21 protein-coding genes, 1 tRNA gene and 1 pseudogene are annotated in these 20815 nt (G+C 59.7%); 16 read left to right on the forward strand and 7 right to left on the reverse strand.

Annotation, left to right across the window (positions count from 1 at the left end; genetic code table 11):
• Nucleotides 1-206: 206 nt before the first annotated feature.
• Both GFM02_RS20885 and GFM02_RS20890 read left to right on the forward strand, forming a co-directional pair.
• Nucleotides 207-761 carry a hypothetical protein gene (locus tag GFM02_RS20885; protein WP_168322638.1) on the forward strand — a complete coding sequence of 185 codons (555 nt, stop codon included), beginning with the start codon at nucleotides 207-209 and terminating at the stop codon, nucleotides 759-761.
• Nucleotides 762-1148: 387 nt separating this feature from the next.
• The gene (locus tag GFM02_RS20890; RefSeq protein WP_131663871.1) at nucleotides 1149-1487 is read left to right on the forward strand and encodes a KTSC domain-containing protein; all 339 of its coding nucleotides are present in this window, start codon (nucleotides 1149-1151) and stop codon (nucleotides 1485-1487) included.
• Here the strand turns inward: GFM02_RS20890 and GFM02_RS20895 are convergent.
• Entirely contained in the window at nucleotides 1484-1864 is a 381-nt protein-coding gene (locus GFM02_RS20895; RefSeq protein WP_168281957.1) for a hypothetical protein, read from the reverse strand. The two genes, GFM02_RS20890 and GFM02_RS20895, sit on opposite strands and share 4 nt — an antisense overlap.
• A gap of 99 nt (nucleotides 1865-1963) precedes the next feature.
• Nucleotides 1964-2281 (reverse strand): hypothetical protein, encoded by a 318-nt coding sequence (locus GFM02_RS20900; RefSeq protein WP_168281731.1) that lies wholly within the window; start codon nucleotides 2279-2281, stop codon nucleotides 1964-1966.
• Between the two features lie 117 nt (nucleotides 2282-2398).
• On the opposite strand from GFM02_RS20900, the gene GFM02_RS20905 reads away from it, so the two are divergent.
• Nucleotides 2399-2473, forward strand: a tRNA-Asn gene (locus tag GFM02_RS20905).
• A gap of 538 nt (nucleotides 2474-3011) precedes the next feature.
• Here the strand turns inward: GFM02_RS20905 and GFM02_RS20910 are convergent.
• Nucleotides 3012-3326 carry a hypothetical protein gene (locus GFM02_RS20910; protein WP_077981185.1) on the reverse strand — a complete coding sequence of 105 codons (315 nt, stop codon included), beginning with the start codon at nucleotides 3324-3326 and terminating at the stop codon, nucleotides 3012-3014.
• 125 nt (nucleotides 3327-3451) lie between these two features.
• Between GFM02_RS20910 and GFM02_RS20915 the strand changes: the two genes are divergently transcribed.
• Nucleotides 3452-3703 carry a hypothetical protein gene (locus tag GFM02_RS20915; RefSeq protein ID WP_168322639.1) on the forward strand — a complete coding sequence of 84 codons (252 nt, stop codon included), beginning with the start codon at nucleotides 3452-3454 and terminating at the stop codon, nucleotides 3701-3703.
• 164 nt (nucleotides 3704-3867) lie between these two features.
• Here the strand turns inward: GFM02_RS20915 and GFM02_RS20920 are convergent, their stop codons facing one another.
• Nucleotides 3868-5805, reverse strand: a complete 1938-nt coding sequence (locus GFM02_RS20920; protein WP_168322640.1) for a DUF4396 domain-containing protein — start codon at nucleotides 5803-5805, stop codon at nucleotides 3868-3870.
• Between the two features lie 256 nt (nucleotides 5806-6061).
• On the opposite strand from GFM02_RS20920, the gene GFM02_RS20925 reads away from it, so the two are divergent.
• Both GFM02_RS20925 and GFM02_RS20930 read left to right on the forward strand, forming a co-directional pair.
• Entirely contained in the window at nucleotides 6062-7231 is a 1170-nt protein-coding gene (locus GFM02_RS20925; protein WP_168322641.1) for an FAD-dependent monooxygenase, read from the forward strand.
• 177 nt (nucleotides 7232-7408) lie between these two features.
• A complete protein-coding gene (locus GFM02_RS20930; RefSeq protein ID WP_131663866.1) occupies nucleotides 7409-7612 on the forward strand; it encodes a hypothetical protein in 204 nt (67 codons plus the stop codon).
• Between the two features lie 220 nt (nucleotides 7613-7832).
• Here the strand turns inward: GFM02_RS20930 and GFM02_RS35205 are convergent, their stop codons facing one another.
• Nucleotides 7833-8012 carry a hypothetical protein gene (locus GFM02_RS35205; protein ID WP_168322642.1) on the reverse strand — a complete coding sequence of 60 codons (180 nt, stop codon included), beginning with the start codon at nucleotides 8010-8012 and terminating at the stop codon, nucleotides 7833-7835.
• Between the two features lie 310 nt (nucleotides 8013-8322).
• Here GFM02_RS35205 and GFM02_RS20940 point away from each other — a divergent pair, with 310 nt between their 5' ends.
• The 5 genes and pseudogenes from GFM02_RS20940 to GFM02_RS20960 all read left to right on the forward strand — a co-directional run bounded on the left by GFM02_RS20940 (nucleotide 8323) and on the right by GFM02_RS20960 (nucleotide 12974).
• Nucleotides 8323-8559, forward strand: coding sequence for a hypothetical protein (locus GFM02_RS20940; protein ID WP_168322643.1), 237 nt, complete (start codon nucleotides 8323-8325; stop codon nucleotides 8557-8559).
• Nucleotides 8556-8825, forward strand: a complete 270-nt coding sequence (locus GFM02_RS20945) for a hypothetical protein (protein WP_020049665.1) — start codon at nucleotides 8556-8558, stop codon at nucleotides 8823-8825. The genes GFM02_RS20940 and GFM02_RS20945 overlap by 4 nt, the downstream gene beginning before the upstream one ends.
• 88 nt (nucleotides 8826-8913) lie before the next feature.
• A pseudogene (locus GFM02_RS20950) lies at nucleotides 8914-9342 on the forward strand (hypothetical protein); the annotation flags it as partial.
• 157 nt (nucleotides 9343-9499) lie between these two features.
• Nucleotides 9500-11617, forward strand: coding sequence for a catalase (locus GFM02_RS20955; RefSeq protein ID WP_168322644.1), 2118 nt, complete (start codon nucleotides 9500-9502; stop codon nucleotides 11615-11617).
• A 265-nt stretch (nucleotides 11618-11882) separates the two neighbouring features.
• Nucleotides 11883-12974 (forward strand): extracellular catalytic domain type 1 short-chain-length polyhydroxyalkanoate depolymerase, encoded by a 1092-nt coding sequence (locus tag GFM02_RS20960; RefSeq protein ID WP_168322716.1) that lies wholly within the window; start codon nucleotides 11883-11885, stop codon nucleotides 12972-12974.
• A 45-nt stretch (nucleotides 12975-13019) separates the two neighbouring features.
• Here the strand turns inward: GFM02_RS20960 and GFM02_RS20965 are convergent, their stop codons facing one another.
• Entirely contained in the window at nucleotides 13020-13319 is a 300-nt protein-coding gene (locus GFM02_RS20965) for a DUF6074 family protein (protein ID WP_020049661.1), read from the reverse strand.
• Between the two features lie 109 nt (nucleotides 13320-13428).
• The gene (locus tag GFM02_RS20970; protein WP_168322645.1) at nucleotides 13429-15447 is read right to left on the reverse strand and encodes an adenine deaminase; all 2019 of its coding nucleotides are present in this window, start codon (nucleotides 15445-15447) and stop codon (nucleotides 13429-13431) included.
• A 73-nt stretch (nucleotides 15448-15520) separates the two neighbouring features.
• Between GFM02_RS20970 and GFM02_RS20975 the strand changes: the two genes are divergently transcribed.
• From GFM02_RS20975 to GFM02_RS20995, 5 genes are all read left to right on the forward strand, one after another.
• Nucleotides 15521-16561, forward strand: coding sequence for an ABC transporter substrate-binding protein (locus GFM02_RS20975; protein ID WP_130815281.1), 1041 nt, complete (start codon nucleotides 15521-15523; stop codon nucleotides 16559-16561).
• Between the two features lie 115 nt (nucleotides 16562-16676).
• Nucleotides 16677-17501, forward strand: a complete 825-nt coding sequence (locus GFM02_RS20980; protein ID WP_168322646.1) for an ABC transporter permease — start codon at nucleotides 16677-16679, stop codon at nucleotides 17499-17501.
• The gene (locus GFM02_RS20985) at nucleotides 17498-18289 is read left to right on the forward strand and encodes an ABC transporter permease subunit (protein ID WP_168322647.1); all 792 of its coding nucleotides are present in this window, start codon (nucleotides 17498-17500) and stop codon (nucleotides 18287-18289) included. The genes GFM02_RS20980 and GFM02_RS20985 overlap by 4 nt, the downstream gene beginning before the upstream one ends.
• 7 nt (nucleotides 18290-18296) lie before the next feature.
• Nucleotides 18297-19355: an ABC transporter ATP-binding protein gene (locus GFM02_RS20990; RefSeq protein WP_168322648.1), complete on the forward strand. Its 1059-nt coding sequence runs from the start codon at nucleotides 18297-18299 to the stop codon at nucleotides 19353-19355.
• A gap of 17 nt (nucleotides 19356-19372) precedes the next feature.
• Entirely contained in the window at nucleotides 19373-20770 is a 1398-nt protein-coding gene (locus tag GFM02_RS20995; protein ID WP_168322649.1) for a dipeptidase, read from the forward strand.
• The last annotated feature ends 45 nt before the right edge of the window (nucleotides 20771-20815 follow it).

A 20815-nucleotide genomic window follows, 5' to 3' on the forward strand; every position in this document is an offset into this window, starting at 1 on the left:
GCCCCGAGAGCTTACAGCGGGCTTGGTTGCTCTGGTGCCTCGCGCTTGCAGTTGGCTTTCCGCTGCACTTCCTTCCGGCTTCATGGCGCACCGGCGATCGGCTCTTGGAAACGGGGCCAGGCACTTTGTGCCACCTTTGCCACGGAAGCGACCGGCCATCAGCCGGCTTGCCCTTGGCCCCTCTGGGAACTGGTTGCGGAGGGAGGATGCCGCACCATCCCCGACGCGAATGGCTCATGCGCCCATCATCGATCGGCGCCGGCTACGCGCCTTGGACCGGGTACCGTGCCTCCGACCACCCCGATAAGATTCGCCTGAAGCACCGCAAAAACGACGAGCTCGCCTTGCATCCGCTTGAATATACCGAGGTCGACGAGGAGACCGGCGAGGAAGTGCTGGTCAAGCTATACGAGGATGCCGAGAAGATCCTTGCCCAAACACCTCGGTACGGAACATCGATAGTCTGCAAAAAGAGCGGGGTGCTCTTTGGGGATGGGACATTCCTGGCCCACGAGGTCCGCGAGATGGCGGACAAGATCAGAAAAACCGATAAGAGGGTTCCCGAGGGCTTCAGTCTGGACAAGTGCAGGCATGGCGGCATGACGGAATTGGAGGAAAGCGGGCTCACCGAAGGACAGGGTCGATCGCTGTCGAAGCACAAGACGGCTTCGGCCTATCGGGGCTACGCGAAGGAGACGGAAAAGCGCGTCTTGGAGGCCACGAAGAAGCGCTTCGGCCGTTCTGAACAGCAGAAAATATGAATGAAATCAAGGGCAGAAAAATAGTAAAAAAGGCCTGAATTCGCGTTCTTATTCAGAACGCCCATTGATTTTGCTCATCTTGCGGGGATTTGCAGTCCTCTGCGTCACCACTCCGCCACGAGGCCTCACGCGCTCGTTATCTGAGCCGTGGCGAGCGTTTAGAATGAGCGTAAGGAAATCGCAAGGGGGCATTTCGGAAAAACGCTATTCCGCAGCTGCCGAAACGACCATTTTTCCATCCCATAACGGCACCCGCGCAGACAGGAATTTCCGTGGCCATGACGATGCCCCATTTCCTGCCAATGATTGCAATTGAAACAAATTCTTGACTTGACTTCGATCCTCGTCCGGGCCTCAATTATCCTCGGGAGGGTATAGGAGCTTGCGATGGATTGGGCTGCCCTCAAATCGAAGCACGTGCACGCGGCATACGATGCTGAAACCCGGGATCTTTATGTAAAATTTCCCGGTTCTGCGCCGGTGAAACATGCGGATATTCCGCCGCATGTCTACCAGAACCTGCTGGAAACGAATGATCCGCACTTCTACTACAAATATTATATAGCGCCGTGTCGCGTATCACCGGGCCATCGACAGCCGGTCTCCGCGGCGTCCTACGCAGTGAAGCTTGTGCTGCTCCTTGCCGCCTGCAGCCTGTTGATGGCGACAGGTCTCGATCAGGACCGTGGCGGAATTTACGAGGAAAGCGAGCTGAGAGCGAATTAGGTCTGAAGCGCACACTGCATTCCCGTCATGGGCGCGCTACGCGTTGACGACGTTGAACGCAACGATCCTTCGACGATCGTGGCTGCGACCAGGCGGCTGGTGGTGTCATCGAGATTGTCGCTCCTGTTCTGATGACGAAAGCGGCGATCGTCTCGGCCGCGGTCGTTCCTGTCGTCGCGGTCATTCCGGCCGTTGAAATTGCGATAGTTGCGAGGCCCGTTGTAGCTGCCGCCCTGACCGTGGTCGACCACGCAGCCTTCGGGACGGCGACAGATGCCGCGAGCGTCGAAACCGCGGCTGTCGATGGCTTGGGCCTCGGCGGAAATGCCTGAGAGAAGCGCCGCTGCCGACAGGACGACAACAAAGGATACCTTCATTTCCTCACCTGGACCATTGTGACGCAATTTTTTTGCGTTTTACATTCCATAAACCACCAATGCGAAAAGCGATCCACGGTTCCACGCCCTCCTTGCCGATCAGTCAGCCGGTTTCCGCCGCCTGTGCCACCAGACCGCAAGCCGCCGCCGAAGCCGGCGCGCGAACGGCAAATCGTGCGAGAGCACGAGGAAACCGAGCGGCAGCATCCAGAAACCCAGGATGGGCAGGAAACCCAACACACCGCAGAAAATGAGGGCCATGCCGAGCGCCATCCGCGCGATGCGCGAGCGCGGCATGCCGATGCTGAAAGAGCCGAGCACAAGCCTGCCGTTTGCATGATCGATGCCGAAGCGCACTGCCCGTGGCTTGCGCTTCTCACCGCCTCCGGTCTCCTCGCGATCATTCAAATTTGTCATTCCCCAGAGATGGTCGCAGGCATCCCAAATACAAGTTCATTTCATTTTTTTGAAAAAACCGCTTGGCAAATCGGGAAAGCGTTTGTATTAGCCCACTCACACCGCGCCAAGCAGTGATCCCTGGTAGCTCAGCGGTAGAGCATTCGACTGTTAATCGACAGGTCGCCGGTTCGAATCCGGCCCGGGGAGCCATTTTTCAAAGTTAAGCGCCTGTTTCGTTGATAACTCCGAATGCAGGCGCTTTCTTCCTCACTTTCCCTCCCGCTTTTGAAATGCGCCTGGAGCGCAAGCATATGCGATCAAAACTGATGGCAGCGGAGGTCAGCGTTTCGTTTTTTTTGGAAGGACGGGACCGAAGGGGTCAACGGAACATTCCCGTTGGTGCATCGAACCACATTTGAGAAAGCAGTCGATATAGGAAAAATATGACACTAAGGTTTTGCGGTCGCCCGATGATCGACTGGACGGATCAGCCAAGCAACTATCGCCCTCAGAGCGCGTGTCGTACTTCTCGTCGTACGGTGGTAATTGCGCCTCCCTCACCTAGCCCTAAATCAGCACCCCCTAATCCTTGCGAAAATTCACGGGGCGCATAAATTCAATCTATCAGATGGCTTTTGCTGGTGACCACGGATGTACTGGCACCCTGCTGATGCAATCAAAGAAGGGTCGGCGCGAGCATTCGCCCGACCTTTCTTGTTATCCAAGACCGTTCTGTCGCTACTGCCGGCTAAAAATCGAAATACACGGTCACACCTGACCGACGACGATAGGGTTGATAGTCGCGATAGCCGTAATAGTCGCGACTGCCGTAATACCGCGGACGATAGCACGAGCCGTAATACCGGCAGTCGCGGTAAGCGTACCGGTGTTTCTTCCAGTGGCCATACGCGTGTCCATTACCGTGGCGACGGTGTTTGACCTGCTCGACGTCGAGGGTATGCATATGTACTGCATTCGGCACGACGATCGGCGTGGCGTTTAGCGGCAGGGCGAAAGATGCAGACAAGATCATGGCTGCAAGTGAGGAAAAAAGCATCTTCATCGGCGCATCCTTTCAGGCTGCGATTCTGGGTTAATGAGGATTAACCTCCGATGAACGGCTGCCAGCATCTACGACAGGTAGGCATTCGCTGGCCAACCAACCGCCGGCGGTGTACAGCAAACACCATGGCTCTCGATCCCGAAAAAGCATTTTTAGATTACAGTGCGGCAGACTGCAGCGTGCAGTTCTGGACCGCCAAGGCACCGGCCGTGCAATTCACCTCTTTGGAAGCCGCGGTCAGGTTCGCAAAAGACCATGGCGGCAGGTGGGAAGAGATTGAGATAACAGTCCATCTGCCGCGCGAGGACATCGTATTCGCCACCGGAAAAGTGCATCAACTCATCGACGCTTTGCCAGGTGACCGGAAAAAGCGGTAGCGGGATGGATTGGCAGTCAAATAATAGCCGGCCGGGCTCGCTGCCGGTAGTGGCCGCAGGAGGACGATCGGGATCGATCTAGCCGGCGCCCGCCGGATCGCGGCGGAAGGGGAAGGTTGACATCCTGACCGCTGCAGCACCGGCGGGTCGATGCGGCGGTGTTTTCAGGCCTCGACCTCGATGACCATCATCAGGCCGCCGCCCCCTTCGCTTTCGGTATTGTTGTTGGTCGTGTGGTGCCCGATGTGGCAGTGAATGAGCCATTTACCGGGATTGAGCGCCGTCCAGATAACATCGTAGCGCTGTCCTGGGCCGACATTGACGGTGTCGGCCTCAAAGCGCGCCGTTGGCGAGAGGTTGATGCCGTCACGGGCAACGACGGTGAACGGTCCACCATGAATGTGCATCGGATGGATGAAGCCATTGTTCGACCCGACAAAGCGCACCTTCAGGGTTTCGCCGACCTTTATTTTGATGATGTCGGTTTCGGGATAGGCACGGCCGTTGATGGTAAAGTAGTTGGGCTGCCCGCCATCCATCGGCATGGCTGGATAGGTGAGGCCCTCGCGCTTCAGCCATTCCTGCAAGAGAATGACATATTCGCGGTCTGCCATCGTGGTCGGATCGGCTTGCGCCGGATCGATCATCAGCGCGCCATAGAGGCCCAGAGCCTGCTGCCGGTCGACGTGGTCGTGCGAGTGATAGAAATATGAACCCGACTGCCCGGCAGTAAATTCGTAGGCGTAGGTCTCGCCCGGATCGATCGGCGGTTGGGTGATTTCTGCCGGTCCGTCCATCTCATTGGGAAGGACCAAGCCGTGCCAATGCACTGACGTGCTTTCGGGCAAGCTGTTTTTCACGTTGATGCGGACGCGATCACCCTCATGGATCTGAAGCCGTGGACCGGGTAGCTGGCCATTGAAGGTGTAGGCATCGACGGTGATCCCGGGCAGAATCGTCCAGCGAACGACCTTAGTCTCCATATTGAAGACCTTGACGCCATCCTCGATGCGCGGTTCGAGCACACGGTCGCCGCGCGTGTCGAGGCCATAGGTAGCAGTGATATAGCGCGGATGGATCGCCGCCATATCCAGCATTGCCTCGGCCGGCGTGTCGCGATCCATGATCATGCCCGGCGGCATGATGGCGCCCCCTACATCGCGCGCACTCAAAGTCATATTGACCCAGTTGGCAGGGGCGACCATCCCGATCAGCAACAACATCAGCGAAACGCCGCCAACGGCGGCGAGTTGTGGCACAGGCGCATCCGGGACCATGTCGTGGTCGGAACCGTGGCCACTGTGATGGGGAGCGGTGCCGCGGCGCGGCGACCGCGGAGCTTCCATCGCCGCGTGTTGATGGTTTTCCTTGGGCTCATGCGCTGGTACGGCGGGCTCCGAACGGTTTTCGCGCGCATGCTCGGCATCATCCGAATCGCCGCGATCGGTCATCAGACCGTGCTTGAGACCACGGGCGACCATCCAGACATTGGATGGGTAGGCGAAGGCGAACCCGGCCATGACGCCCAACGACATGACGCCCCAGAATAGGAGTTCGGTCGGTTCCATGGCGCGCATATCGCGGCCCATCATCAGGAAGCTCATGACGGGCGCCATGCCGGCCATCATGAAATTCATGGAGATGAACTCAGGCAGGAAGGACTTTCGTACGTTCTCCCAGTAGGTGCCGCCCATCATGTTCTTCATGAAGAGGGCCTGGAAGATCAAGAGGCCGACCGCGAACCCGGCGATGTACTCGACGATCAGGTCGAGCCACATTGGCAGACCCAGTAGCGCGACGATCACTGCGGCGATGATGATACCGGTGGCATCTCCCGCCACACAGTGGATCGTGGAGCCGATGCCCTGCTTCCACAACGGTTTGACGAAGTCCTCGTGCGTGCCTGGCCGTGGCTCCTTGTCGGCGAGCACATAGATCAGCAACCCGAAGGGACCGAGGTAGAGCGTGACGAGGATGAAGCCCCACTTCATCACCACCGGTTCGGGATTGTTGGCGTACTGGTCCCAGGCAACGTACAAGGTGGACGCAAGGGCAAGTGCAAACCAAACAAGCAGAAAGTAATCAACTGGCTGAATGAGCATCGTTCCGCCTTTGATAACATTGGCACTTGATTTGGAGCGGGCGCCGCCGCCGGCAAGGGCGACGCCGTCAAGACAAACGCTTCAAATAGAAATTCGCGCCGTGTAGCCGAGGTCGTTCACGGTATCGGCAAACCGGGCTGCCGGTCGCTCGCTCTTCGCCGTTGAGTTACTTGATCGATTTCTCGGGTCGGTGGAACGCTCCAGGAACGTTAGGCGTTCGGTCTCAACAGCAACTCACGGCATGGGGAGCGACATCATGCGCATCGTCATCGTCGGCGCCGGCATTGCAGGTTTGGCTATGGCAAGGGGTCTTAGCCTCATCGGCCACGAGGTCGAAATCTATGAACAGGCGCCGGAGTTAAATCCGATCGGCGCGGGCCTGAGCCTCAGCGCCAATGCGTTGCGCGCCTTGCGCACGCTCGGTCTTTATGATGCCGTGCTGGCCGAGGCGCAGCGTATTGACCGCATCGCTTTGTTGGATCACAGCGGTGACGTGCTGCAGACGACGGACTTGGCTGCCCTCAGCCAGCGCCATGGCCATCTCAGCATGGTGGTGCTTCATCGCGGCGGCTTGCACCACGCCCTTCTATCGGCGTTGCCTCAATCAGCCATTCGCCTCGGCATGGAATGCGTGAGTGCACGAACGCCTGAGGCCTGTGCCGTACTGACCTTTGCAAATGGCCATACTATCGAAGCCGACCTCGTGCTTGCCTGCGATGGCGTCCATTCCGCCATACGCAAGGCGGTATTCCCCAAAGCACGTGAGCGTTTCGCGCGCTATACGTGCTGGCGCGCAATCTCGCCTGGAATACCGGCGGGATTTGATCCGACCCGCCTCTCGGAGAGTTGGGGCGCTGCCGGCAAACGTATCGGCCTGGGCGCCATTCCGGGCGAACGGATCTACTGGTTCGCGTGCTGCGGCGCCCGCAGAATCAAGGATCCTGACTTGGCCAAGATTGGGCTCACCGAACTCCAGGCCATGTTTGCCGAATTCCACGATCCTGTTCCGGAGGTGCTCGCCAGGACCTCTTCAGACGCCGTGATCTGGACTGACATCGAGGATCTCGACCCCATGCCGTCCTTCACGCATGGCAGAATTGTCCTGCTCGGCGATGCTGCTCATGCCGTGACGCCCGATCTCGGACAGGGTGCGGGCTTGTCGATAGAGGATGCAGCGGTACTCGCATCGCTTCTCGGCCGCCTTCCGATCGATGAGACCCTGCACGAATACGATGCCCGGCGCGTCGGTCGCGCGCATCGCCTCGCCTCCGGGTCCCGCCTCTACGCAAAGGTGGCCCAGTGGCAAAATCCACTCGTTGTTCCACTTCGCAATCGCGTGGTGAAGAGTATCCCGGAGCGCTTCATGGACCGCCAACTCGACGCGGTCCTCGACATCGATTTCGAGCCGGTGCAGGCTGCGGCCTAAACAGATCGCACAACGGTGCGCAAGGTATTGCGACAACGACAGGCTGGTCTGGAGGCGATCAGCCGCCCCTGGGTGTTCTGATTAAGACACCCAATATGCCCCGCTTAATTCCGTTTTCACCGGAACTCTCGCAGCCGGTTGCTGTTTTGCATCCAGGCAACGAAACGGAGGAAAATCATGACTTCCAAACATCCCAAGTCAACTCGCCCTACCGACGCAGATCTCGAGCGAGATCCGGGTATCGGACAGTCGAAGGGGCTGCATCGTGACACGGGCGCGGACGATATTGCCGGGCAGAACACTGAAGAAGGCGATGTGGCCAACGACACCAACCGATTTGGCGGCATAAACCCCAAACAGCGCGGTCGCACAAACAAGTAGAAAAGATCCATGACGGAGAATTCCGCCATCGCGCACCGAACAAGCCACGAGAGCAGGCATGCTCGATAAAATCACCGGCTGGCGCGCTTATGTTGCGGGCCGCCAGCCGGCGAAATAGCCTGCCGGTGCCTCGCGGGCGACGCCGGTTTCGCGCTCCCGGAACCTGAGCGCTGAAGCGTCCAGCCACCGCCTGCTTGTACCGACAAAGAGACCCCCCCCTCTAGTAGCTGCATGAACGGCCGTCGCCGGGTCGGAATCCATCCGCACAGGCCGGGTTCATTGAATCGCCCGGCTGATATCCTGATGCCGAGCCATATGAATTCGGTGGTGTCGAGCAAGCTGAGGTCATGGCGGCAAGGGTGATTGCCGCGGCTGCAACAAATGCCTGAAATCTGTTCATCTATGCTTCTCCAGTTTACGACGCGATGAGAGCCTCTCCCCTTCGGAATGCCGGGAGAAATTTTCCCAGAACTCATCTGCTCCCAGATCATCTTGAGCCTCAACATATAGGCGCACTCCTCGGTTGGCGTTAGCTCCGAACGCGCAAGATTCTCTTGCGATCTCCGTAAGCTCTGCAACGTCAACCAAGGCTATCGAGATTGTTTCCGTTCGAAAGCTACGGAAACTCCGCTTCGGCCTCTCTTGACTCGCAAACCGAACGGAACATAATAGGAACATTGGCGTAGCGTCGCCAAAATCCGAAACTTGCGGTGGAAACTCTGAAGGAGAGCGAAGTCGTGCGTCCGCAGATAGCTGAAAAGCTGGCAGAAGAAGCGCTGAGAGGAGAAGTCGACGCAGTTGTCGCCTTTCACGATGGGGACATCCGCGCCGCCATTACGACATTGCTGTTGGATTGCCGTCACCTGCGGCTTCAGCTTGCTCTTGCGGAAACAGGGATGAGCTGCGGCATGACACGTGGATGGACACCGACTGTCGAACGGGCATGAAACATCGCCGCAGTATTGAACTCGCACCCCCCGACAGCCATGCAGTCGAAATCGAAAAGGAAACGCTCTCGACCTTGCCGCGGTGGTATATCATCCATGCTCGTTGCCGCAGATGCCGTCACGAAACAGCTATCGACCGGCAGGAAATTGCCCGGCGCTACGGCCATGACCTGTCTCTCGCCAAGCTCGCCAGGCGCCTCAAATGTCAAGGATGCGGCAACCGGTCCGACAATGTGCTGTTACTTCAGAAGCTGCCGCGCGATTGAAGGAGATTGCGCACCAGATCGTGTCGGTTTCGGCTGAATCCCCGCGGAAGAAGCCGGCCCGCGCGAGCGGCTCAGCCCGCCGATCGCCGCACGAGCTGTGGGTTCGACCGCCACTGCCGCCGGTACGACAGCAGCATCGTCGACAGCGTCGCCGATGGATCTGCCCACTGCCTATTTTACCGACGCGTTACTGCGTCCTGATCAGGCTTGCGCGGCGGCAACGTCGAATGATGCCGCGGCAACGGCGGAAGTATCCCGCATCCTCCTCAACGGCGCTGCTGAGGGCCAAATTCCCGATGACGATAAGGCCTATCTTGCCACCATCGTCTCTGCTCGCACCGGTCTTTCCGAGGCCGATGCACGCACCCGCGTCGACACTGTGCTGAAGCGCATCGACGACGCCAAAGTCGCCGCTCAGAAAGCTGCCGATGAGGCACGCAAGGCTGCCGCCGCCGCAGCGTTCAGCGGGTCGCAACGCGACGAAGAGGAAGATCTCATCGTTACGCCCCGGATCTAAGGCCCGAGGCTCAGGGTCGGGGCCATCCCAGGCTCTGCTGCGGTTGGATGATCGTCCGCTGCAAGCGTTTTTCTCAATGGCGGTTTATTTCGCGTCGGGCGGAACATGTCGCCGTTGGGGAGCTTCGGTTAGGTCAAACCTTTTCCGGAGAATGTAGATGGCCAAGAAGACCTCCCAAACCTCGCCTGCGGACAACGCAACGATCCACGATCAGAAACTGCACCGGGGTGCAGGCGGCGAGCTTCATCAGTTTGCCGAAGACGGCAAGCCGGTGCTGACCACAGCCCCGGGCGGACCCGTCTCAGACGATCAGAATACGCTTCGTCTCGGTGCCCGCGGCCCTGCCCTCATCGATGATTTCCATTTTCGCGAGAAGATCTTTCATTTCGATCACGAGCGCATCCCCGAGCGGGTCGTCCATGCGCGCGGTTACGGCGCCCATGGTTACTTCGAAACATATGAATCGCTGGCCGCCTACACCCGGGCCGATCTTTTCCAGCGGCCGGGCGAAAAGACGCCGGCCTTCGTTCGGTTTTCGACCGTCGCCGGCAGCAAGGGTTCCTTCGATCTGGCGCGAGACGTGCGTGGTTTCGCGGTCAAGATCTATACGCAGCAGGGGAATTGGGACCTGGTCGGCAACAACATCCCGGTCTTCTTCATTCAGGACGCGATCAAGTTTCCCGACGTCATCCATTCCGTAAAGCCGGAGCCCGACAAGGAATTTCCGCAGGCGCAGTCGGCGCATGACAATTTCTGGGATTTCATCAGCCTCACGCCCGAAAGCATGCACATGATCATGTGGGTGATGTCGGACCGCGCCATTCCGCGGTCGTTCCGTTTCATGGAGGGTTTCGGCGTTCACACCTTCCGCTTCGTCAATGCAGCGGATCAATCGACCTTCGTCAAATTTCACTGGAAACCGAAACTCGGCCTGCAATCCGTCGCCTGGAACGAGGCGGTCAAGATCAATGGTGCGGATCCGGATTTCCATCGCCGCGACCTCTGGCAGGCGATACAGTCGGGAAACTTCCCGGAATGGGAACTCTGCGTGCAGCTTTTCGATCAGGATTTCGCCGACACGTTCGACTACGACATCCTCGATCCGACGAAGATCATCCCCGAGGAGATCCTTCCGGTCAAACCGATCGGCCGTCTCGTGCTCGACCGAATGCCCGACAACTTTTTTGCAGAGACCGAGCAGGTCGCCTTCATGACGCAGAATGTTCCTCCCGGCATCGACTTCAGCAACGATCCCCTTCTGCAGGGACGAAACTTCTCCTATCTCGACACGCAGCTGAAACGTCTGGGCGGTCCGAATTTCACGCATCTGCCGATCAACGCGCCGAAGTGTCCCTTCCACAATTTTCAGCAGGATGGCCATATGGCGATGCGCAATCCCGTCGGCCGCGTCAATTACCAACCGAACTCGTGGAATGAGGGGCCGCGGGAATCGCCGGTCCAGGGCTATCGTCATTTCCCCGCCGAGGAACAGGGTACCAAGGTTCGGCTGCGGCCGGAAAGCTTTGCCGATCATTACAGCCAGGCCCGGCAATTCTACGTCAGCCAGACTCCGCCGGAGCAACGCCACATCGCTGCGGCACTGATCTTCGAATTGAGCAAGGTCGAAACGCCGGTCATTCGTGAGCGCATGGTCTCGCATCTCTTTAACATCGATGAGACGCTGGCCAGCAAGGTCGGCCACGCACTCGGCTTCAAATCAATGCCGAAGCCTGCCGATGCGGCCATGCCGACGCGGCAGGATCTCGAGCCGTCGCCGGCGCTCAGCATCATAGAGCGCGGTCCGAAGCGGTTCGAAGGACGCAAGCTCGGCATTCTTGTCAGCGATGGCACCGATGCCGCTATCTTCAAGGCGCTGCTTGCCGAGATCACCGAGCAGAAGGCGGCCTTCGAAGTGATCGCACCAAAGATCGGCGGCGTGACGCTCTCGGACGGGAATTGGATCGAGGCGCATCAGATGATCGACGGCGGACCTTCGGTGCTTTACGACGCCGTCGCCCTCCTCCCCTCAGCCGAGGGAACCGGCGATCTGCTGAAGGAGGCGACGGCCCGCGACTTCGTGGCGGACGCCTTCGTACACTGCAAGTTCATCGGCTATGTGGAAACAGCGCTGCCGCTGATGCAGAAGGCTGGAATTACCGATTCACTGGATGAGGGCGTGATAGCGCTCGGAGCGGCGAAGGATGTTACGGCTTTTATCAAGGCGCTTGGCAAACTGCGTGTCTGGGGTCGAGAGCCATCGGTCAAATTGAATTGACCGTCCTATCGCCATATCCGTGAGAGAATGGCTCATCGCAAAGGATAAAACCCGCGGAATGCGGGTTTTATGTCGTTCGCAGCACACTGTTATTGAGCCGGCGCCATGGAAGCTGCTCCGAGCCGCTTCGTCGCGGGAGCCGGCGTCTGATGACGTAGCTCCCGCGCGTTTGGAGAAAATATTGTGCACCGCAGCAACCTTTTGTTCCCTGACGCGTTTAGGTAAGCATCACCGCCATCCCGGCTGCTGATTGGCGGAGACTTTCATGAGATCTATGTCAGATACCCTCGCACGCCTTGCTGCGCTGCGAGGAATCCTTCGCGCCCAACCTGAGCAGGACAACCCCAACCTCGTCGCCTTGGAGACGTTTGGCTTTAACCCGGGCGCCTTGGGGGGCTACACCTATTTGCCCTCGAAGCGCGGGAAAAACATGGCCCTGGTCGTCGTCCTGCACGGCTGCACCCAGACTGCCGCCGGCTATGATATCGGGTCCGGGTGGTCGCGATTGGCCGAGGACTACGGCTTCGCACTGCTGTTTCCCGAGCAACGGCGGGCAAACAATCCAAACCTCTGCTTCAATTGGTTTAACCCGGAGGACATAAGCCGGGACCACGGCGAGGTCTCTTCCATTCGCCAGATGACCGCAAAGGTCGTTGCGGAACACGGCATCGACGGCAGGCGCGTGTTCGTGACCGGACTTTCGGCCGGCGGTGCGATGGCCGCCGCCATGCTCGCCACCTATCCCGAGGTCTTTGCCGGCGGCGCAATCATTGCAGGCCTGCCATATGCAAGTGCAGCAACCATTCCCGAGGCGTTCGACCGAATGCGCGGCCACGGCGGTCCGACCGGCAAAGAGCTTCAACAGCGGTTGAGAAATGCTTCAGAGCACAAAGGACCGTGGCCGACATTGTCGATCTGGCAGGGAAGCGCAGACAGAACCGTCGTGCCATCCAACGCAAATATGATCGTGGAGCAATGGAGACATGTCCACGGCGTCGACATATCGCCGGGGCGCGTCGAAGATATCGGACGACACCAGCGAAAGGTCTGGACCGATGCTCACGGTGTCGACGTGATCGAGCTCTATACGATTGCCGGGATGGATCACGGCACGCCGCTCGATGTCGGCACCGGCTACGGGACAAGCGGCCCCTTCATGCTTGACGTCGGAATTTCATCGATCGTCGAAATTGCCAGGTCCTGGGGTTTGGTTCCCTCATTTGAAAAACGGCGCAACGCGAAACCCTCGGCTGCGCTACCGGAAAACGTCGCAGGTCCATTCGACACGGGCAGCGGCCGTGGTGGCATTCAGAAGGTCATCGAAGATGCCCTCCGGTCCGCTGGGCTGATGCGGTAATCGCAAGGACAATACGCCGACCCGCTGGATGCCGCGCGACCGGCGCTATCGGTTTTGAGACTTGGGCAGCGGTCCGTTTTGGTGGCTGAAGACCAGTTCGCTCTGGACATCTTGCTGAAACTGCAGCACCCGCTGACCGACTTCGCTCTCCGGCATCCCTGCCGCCAGAAGCTGATCGGCAAGCCTGCGGCATTCGGCCTTCCAGAATTCTATTGCATCTGCGCCGTGCCGCCGGCCGAGTTCGCGAGCGCAACGCTCGACATTGGCAGTTCCGGTTCCAGCGGGAAAGGCAATAATCTTGCCTTCATTGGCGCCGGCAGGCCGGCGGGTCATTTCAGTAGCCATCGAACACAGGTTCCTTTGATCCTGTTCGTTGTCTACGGGACTATGGTTAATGCTTTCTATTTGCTGCAGTAAGAAGATCAATCAGGTGGAAATTTAGCGGGCGGCAGTGTCACCAGACAATCGGATGGGTTTTGCCGGTGAGCACGTTCACGAACCCCTCCGGCGCCAGCTCCGACGGCGCGACCAGGACCCAGCGCCAAGGCGAACAGGTCAGCGTCGCAAACGACAGGCGCTCGGGAAAGCCCGGCCACCAGCGGGGTGAAAAGGTCGGCTCATACATCCAGTCGATCCCGGCGCCGGCCGCATAAAGAGCCTGCATCTCTGCATCGAGCACTTCGGCCGAACGCGCCGTCATCAGGCCGCCGACCTCGTAGCGGACGCGGGCGAGAATCTTGCCGGCGGATACCAGCACCCAGCCGCCCTGCTGCTCGTTCAACGCATTGACTGATATCGCCATCGCCTCATCCGATGAGCCGACCGTCCAGATATTGTGCTTGTCGTGCCCGAGCGTGGAGGCGAGCGCCGTCTCCGGCGTGCGCGGCCCGGTGCCCAGCCAGAACATCCTGGAGACCTTGGCCTCCCCGGAGAACCGGTCGACAATCGAGAATTTGGTGACATTGCGCGCGGGATCCCGCTGCACGGCGCCCTCTTCCACCGGCAATTCCATGGTGATGAAATCGTCGTGCCAGTGAAACGGCCGCAAAAGTGCAGCGTTGACGGTCGTCCGGTTCGGCGGCGCCTCGATGCGGAAATCGTCAGCCGTGACCGTCCTGTCTATTTTCACGGTGCGCGTCGCCCATTGCGGCCAGTCGATTTCAGGCTGCGCGCCAATGAACGTCGCACCATCGGAAACAGGACGCCCGTCCGCCCACACGTTGTCGATCGACAGGCTGTCGACGTCGCTGAGAAGAACAATATCGGCGAAGCGGCCCGGCGCGATCGATCCGACCCAGGGCGTCAGCCGCATATGGCGTGCCGGATTGAGGGTGACGCACTGGATGGCGATCTCCGGCGCAAGGCCGTTTTCAATGGCGAGCCGGACATTGTGGTCGGTCGCGCCGATTTTCAGTGTGTCCGAGGCGCTGCGGTCGTCGGTCACCAGAGCGATCTGCGACCAGTCCGTCAGTCCCTTGTCGATCAGTCCGCGGATGACCTCCGGCAGGGAATGCGGCCTGAGCTCGATGAAAAGGCCGTGGAGGAGCTTCTGCCAGATCTCATCGAGAAACCAGCCTTCGTGATCGGAGGCGAGGCCTGCCGCGGCAAAGGCATTGATCGAGGCTATGTCGCGCAGTCCGGCACCGTGGCCTTCGACCACACCGCGCTGCTCGAAGGTCGCGCCAATCATGCCCCACAGCCGATCGTAGGAAGGATTGCCGGGATCGGATATGGACGGCCAGTCCATGACCTCGTCGAGCCCGGCGACCATCAGGCTTTCGGAAAGGAAGGCCTTCTGTTCGTCATAGCCGAACCAGCCGCCACCCCATTCATAGGCGGTCGGCGGGACGGCGGAGCCAGGCAGGGGAAAGATTTTCATCGGCGATCCGCGCCGGCGCGCTTCCAGCCAGAATTCCAGATTGCGGGCGCCGTTGACGTTGGAAAATTCGTGGCTCGCCTCGCATGTCCAAGTCACGCCATGCGGCATCACCAGAGCCGTCTCCCATTCCGGCGTCAGATGGGAGCTTTCGATATGTTTGTGTGCCTCGCCGAAGCCCGGCACGGCCGCAAGATCGGGCTCCGAGAACCACTCGCTCACTTCGCCTTCGTAACTGCCGGCGGGGCCGACATAGGCGATGCGGCGGCCCTTGATGACGATCTCCTGATCGTCGAGCCATGTCCTCGAATGGACGTCGAGCAACCTGCCCACGCGCAACAGCTTGTCGGCGGGCCGGCGTCCGAGCGCCGTCAGCACGAGATCCTGCCGCGTCAGAACCTCGTCGGACGCGTTGATCAGCAGATCGTCGGGAAGAGCAGTGCGCGATGTGGCCATGAATGGAATGCCCGTGAGAAGCTGGAACCGCCGGACCGTAAAGACCACACGCCGATGTGTAAAGCGATGCTCCGGTCTTGGAAAATTCCTCGCACAAGAGCGTATTTGCTCAATTATTGAGCTTGCGACCCGATCGATCAAAAAATAGTATCCCTCAAATCCTGGGGGTATCATCCCGATTGCCAACGCCGTTTTTCACAGAAGGACATTGCTCATGAAGGCCAGACGTTTTGCCCGAATCCTGTCTCTCGCGCTGCTTGCCGCCGTCGGCAGCACCGCTGCGGCACATGCGCAATCGAAGACGCTGACCATCTCCTGGTGGGGCTATAACGGCGAGAAGATGAATGCGAACATCATCACGCCGTTCAAGAAGATCTGCGGCTGCGAGATCGTGTTCGAAACCGGCAACAATGCCGACCGGCTCAACAAGCTGAAATTGCGCGATGGCAAGGGCGTCGATGTCATCTATCTCACCGACAGCTTCTCGCAGCTCGGCATCGAACAGGGATTGTTCCAGGAGATCGATGCGTCGAAGATCCCCAACCTCGCGGACAGCTACGAGTTGGGCAAGGCGCCTCAGGGCAAATACGGCCCCGCCTATACGATCGGTCGCGTCGGCATCGTCTATGATTCCGCCAAGGTCAACCCGCCGATCACCGCCTGGGGCGACCTGTGGCGCGACGATCTGAAAAGCTCCGTCTCCTTGCCCGGCATCACCACCACGGCCGGCCCGCTGGTCGTTCTGGAAGCCGGCAAGCATGGTGGCGCAGATGCCTATGAAGACACCGATAAGGCCTTCTCGGAAATCGAGGCACTCAAGCCCAATGTCGTCAAGAACTACAACACCGGCTCGGAGCTGGTGAACCTGATATCAACAGGCGAAGTGCGCGTTGCGCTGGCCCAGGACTTTACCTTGGCATCGATGCAGGCGGCCGTTCCGACGATGACATGGGCCAAGCTTACGGACGGCGATATCGCCACGCTGAACACCGTGAACATCCCGAAGGGTTCGGAAAATGTCGAACTCGCCCATCAGTTCATCAACTTCATCCTGTCAAAGGACGTCCAGCAGGCTGAAGCCGAACAAGGCGTCGATGCGCCGATTTCGACGAAGGTCAGCCTGACGCCGGACCAGGCGAAGATCTGGACCTATGGCCCGGATATGGTGGCAGGCCTCACCCGCATCGACTATGCCAAAATGAATGCCGCCAAGGCCGATTGGATCGACCGCTGGAACGAAGTCTTCGGTCAGTAAGCCGCGCGATATCCCGGCCTGACCTGAGGCCGGTTGATTGCCAGACCTGGAAGCGCCGCACATTCGAATCCGAGATGCGGCGCTCCTGAGATCAGGACATGCCACGAGTTTTAAGATGAAGCATTTTGCCAGATGGGGATTGACGATGCCGGCGACGATTGCCGTCGTTGTGCTTCTCATCGTTCCCGTCGCCATCACCATCGCTGCGACGTTTGCCGAGCCGAAGGGCGTGTTTGCGCCCTATGTGACATTCTTCAGCAGCGGCTTTCGGCGGGCGGTTCTTTATCGGACGCTGGAGATCGCCCTGATCACGACAGCGATTTCGCTCACCGTCGGTTTCATCACCGCCTATGTGATCGCGCAGATGCCCGGTCGCGCAAAGAGCATCATGATCGTCGCAGCGGTTTTTCCGCTGCTGACGGGTGTCGTCATCCGATCCTTCGCATGGCTGATCATTCTCGGGAAGAACGGCATCCTGAACGCCATGCTGATCTCGACCGGCATGCTCAGCGAGCCGCTTTCGATGCTCTATACCGAAGGTGCGGTGATCGTCGCCATGGTTTATCTCTTCGTTCCCCTGATGATCCTGACACTCGTCGGGGTGCTTGAAGGCATCCCGCGCGATCTGATCGACGCCTCTGCCTCGCTCGGCGCGAAACCGCTGATGACATTCTTTCAAGTGATCCTGCCGCTCGCGACACCTGGCCTCATCGTCGGCGCGGTCCTGGTCTTCACCGGCAGCTTCACCTCCTATGCGACACCGCAATTGCTCGGCGGAGAAAAGCAGATGATGATGGGGACCTTCCTCTACCAGCGTGCCATGGTGACTTTCGACTGGGTTGGCGCATCGACGATTGCCGCCATCATGGTGGTGCTGACGCTCGGCGTTGTCCTCATCATGAGCCGCATCGCACGCCGGCTCAATCCGATGGCGGTGTGATGGACAGGCGCGTTCACCCGATCCTCGCCGCCTTTGCGGCCTGCGTTTTCTTCTTCCTGCTCGCACCGCTCGCCATCATCATCGGTGCGGCCGTCAGCGACACGACCTATCTGACCTTCCCGCCGCAGGGCCTGACATTGCGCTGGTTCGTCAATATCTTCGAAATCGAGGCCTTCCGCACGACCGCGATCACCAGCCTGCAGGTCGCCTTTCTCGGCACGGCGCTCTCTCTGCTGATCGGCGTCCCGGCCGCCTATGCGATCAACCGCTATCGGGTGGAATTGCCGCGCTGGCTGTCCACCATCTTCGTGCTGCCGATCCTGGTGCCGGAGATCGTCTTCGGATTTTCGCTGATGAAATCCGTCACGATCGGCCTCGGGCTGCCAATCTTCATCAGCCTGCTGGTCGGCCATGCCTTGCTGATCCTGCCCTATTCGGTGCGTGTCGTCGGCGCCAGCCTGGCGGCCTTCGATTTTTCCGTCGAAGAGGCGGCGATCAGCCTCGGCTGCCCGCCATTGAAGACCTTCCTGACCGTGGTCCTGCCGAATATCCGCGCCGGGGTCATTGCCGCCTTCATCCTCGCCTTCATCACCTCGATCAACGACGTGTCGGTTTCGGTCTTCCTGACAGGGCCTGGCATCTCGACGCTGCCGATCCAGATCCTTGCGCATATGGAGCAGTTCTTCGATCCGACGATCGCATCGGTGTCGGTGCTGCTGATGTTCGTGACAGTCGGCGTCATGGCCGTCGTCGAGGCCACGCTCGGCCTCACCTTCCTGACAAAGTAGAACGCTCTTGACCGTATCCCTCACCATCGATTCCATCTCCGCCCATTACGGCAGCACCCAAGTGCTCAAGGACCTGTCGATCTCGGTCATGGCCGGGGAACTGGTCTCGCTACTCGGCTCCAGCGGCTGCGGCAAGACGACGACATTGCGCCTCGTGGCCGGCTTTCTGCAGCCGAGCAGCGGCAGCATCAAGCTCGGCGAGCGCAACCTGACCGGACTTCCCGCGCATGCGCGCGACATCGGTCTGGTCTTTCAGAACTACGCGCTTTTTCCGCATCTGAGCGTGCAGGACAATGTCGCGTTCGGCCTGAGGCAGCGTCGTATTCCTCAGCCGGAACGGACGAAAAGAACGATGGCCATGCTGGACCGCGTCGGCCTTTCGGCCTTCGCCGACCGGCTGCCGTCGGCGCTGTCAGGCGGCCAGAAACAGCGTGTGGCGCTCGCCCGGGCCCTGGTCATCGAGCCACCACTTCTGATGTTCGACGAGCCGCTTTCCAATCTGGATGCAAAGCTCAGGATCGACATGCGCGTCGAAATCAGGCAGCTCCAGCGCGCCAACGGCACGACATCGCTTTACGTCACCCACGACCAGGAGGAGGCATTCTCGATCTCCGACAGGGTGGCGATCATGAATGCCGGGCGCATCATGCAGCTCGACGCGCCGGAGGTGCTGTATCGCAAGCCGGCCAACGCCTTCGTCGCCCGTTTTGTGGGTTTCGAGAACCTGATCCGCATGAAGGTGACCGCGCGCAACGGCGCGCTTGTGACCACCGAAACAACGGGCGGAGCCCGCCTGCAGCTGTCCCAGGAAACATTCGGGCCGATCAAGGACGACTTCGTGCTGGCTTGCCGCGCAGACGGCCTTGCCGTCAGCCGTGACGGTGATGGCATCGCGACGGTGCTCGGCACGCGCACCTATCTCGGCCGGGCCTATCAGTACAAATGCATGACATCAGCGGGAGAGATTACCGCCAATGGGGCGCTGTCCGATACGCTGGAAACAGGGGCGTCCGCCGTATTGAAACCGCTCGCCGAGCAATGCTGTATTCTCGACCCGGAAGATTGAAACGCTGAGGAGAGACGATGACTAGTGCCATGGACCAAGATATCGATGCCGTTCTTGCCCATGTGGACAAAAGCCTCGATGGCAGCCTGGCGCGGCTTTTCGAGCTGATCCGCATTCCGAGCATCTCGACCGACCCGGCCTATCGTGATCACTGCCGCACTGCTGCCGAATGGCTGAGCCGGGATCTGGCTGCCATCGGCTTCGAAGCATCGGTGCGCAAAACGACCGGCCATCCGATGGTCGTCGCCCATGAAAAGGCCGCGTCCGGACCGCATCTGCTGTTTTACGGCCATTACGATGTCCAGCCGGTCGATCCGCTGGCGCTTTGGACAAGCGATCCGTTCGAGCCGCGCATGGAAGCCTTGCCGAATGGCGATACCGCGATCGTGGCGCGCGGCGCTTCCGACGACAAGGGACAGTTGATGACCTTCGTCGAAGCCTGCCGCGCCTGGAAGAGCGTCACCGGGAAACTGCCGGTGCAGGTGAGTATGCTGTTCGAAGGCGAGGAAGAGGCCGGCAGCCCGAGCCTCGCGCCCTTTCTGGATGCCACGGCGGACGAATTGAAAGCCGATGCGGTTTTCGTCTGCGACACGGATATGTGGGATCGCGAAACGCCTGCCGTGACGACGATGCTGCGCGGTATCTTCAGTACGGAAATCGAGGTCACCTGCGCCGATCAAGACCTGCATTCCGGCATGTTCGGCAATGCCGCGCGCAATCCGCTGCAGGTGCTGTCAGACGTCGTTTCGAGCCTGCGGCGAGCGGATGGCGGCGTCGCGGTCGAGGGTTTTTATGATGGCGTGAAAGAGCTCCCCGACGCCATCAAGGCGCTGTGGAAAAGGCTGCCCTTCGATGAGGAGGCCTTTCTCGGCGATATCGGCCTGAGAAATCCGGCCGGCGAGGCAGGCCGTTCCGTCCTCGAACAGATCTGGGCGCGGCCGAGCTGCGAGATCAACGGCATGAGCGGCGGTTATACAGGCGAAGGCTTCAAGACGGTCATTCCGGCGAAGGCAAGCGCCAAGATTTCGTTTCGCCTGGTGGAAGGACAGGATCCCCAGGCAATCCGCGATGCCTTCCAGCGGCACGTGCGCGCACGTATCCCTCAGGATTGTTCGGTCAGCTTCAGGGATTACGGGCTTTCGCCGGCAACCGTCATGCCGATCGACAGTCCGTTTCTCACCAGGACGCTTCAGGCGCTTTCGACAGAATGGCAATGCGAAGCAGCCCTTGCCGGCACGGGAGGCTCGATCCCGATCATCGGCGAATTCAAACGCCGACTCGGATGCGATGCCCTCCTGGTCGGCTTCGCCCGCTTTGACAACCGCGTCCACAGCCCGAACGAAAAATACGATCTCTCCAGCTTTCATAAAGGCATACGATCCTGGGTCCGCATCCTGGCCGCCCTCGCCGACTGACGCGAGTGTACCGCGCCGCGCGGCTTTTCGAGAGCCGCAAAGGAC

It is taken from the genome of Rhizobium leguminosarum bv. viciae (assembly GCF_012276115.1).
GTDB lineage: Bacteria > Pseudomonadota > Alphaproteobacteria > Rhizobiales > Rhizobiaceae > Rhizobium > Rhizobium leguminosarum_T.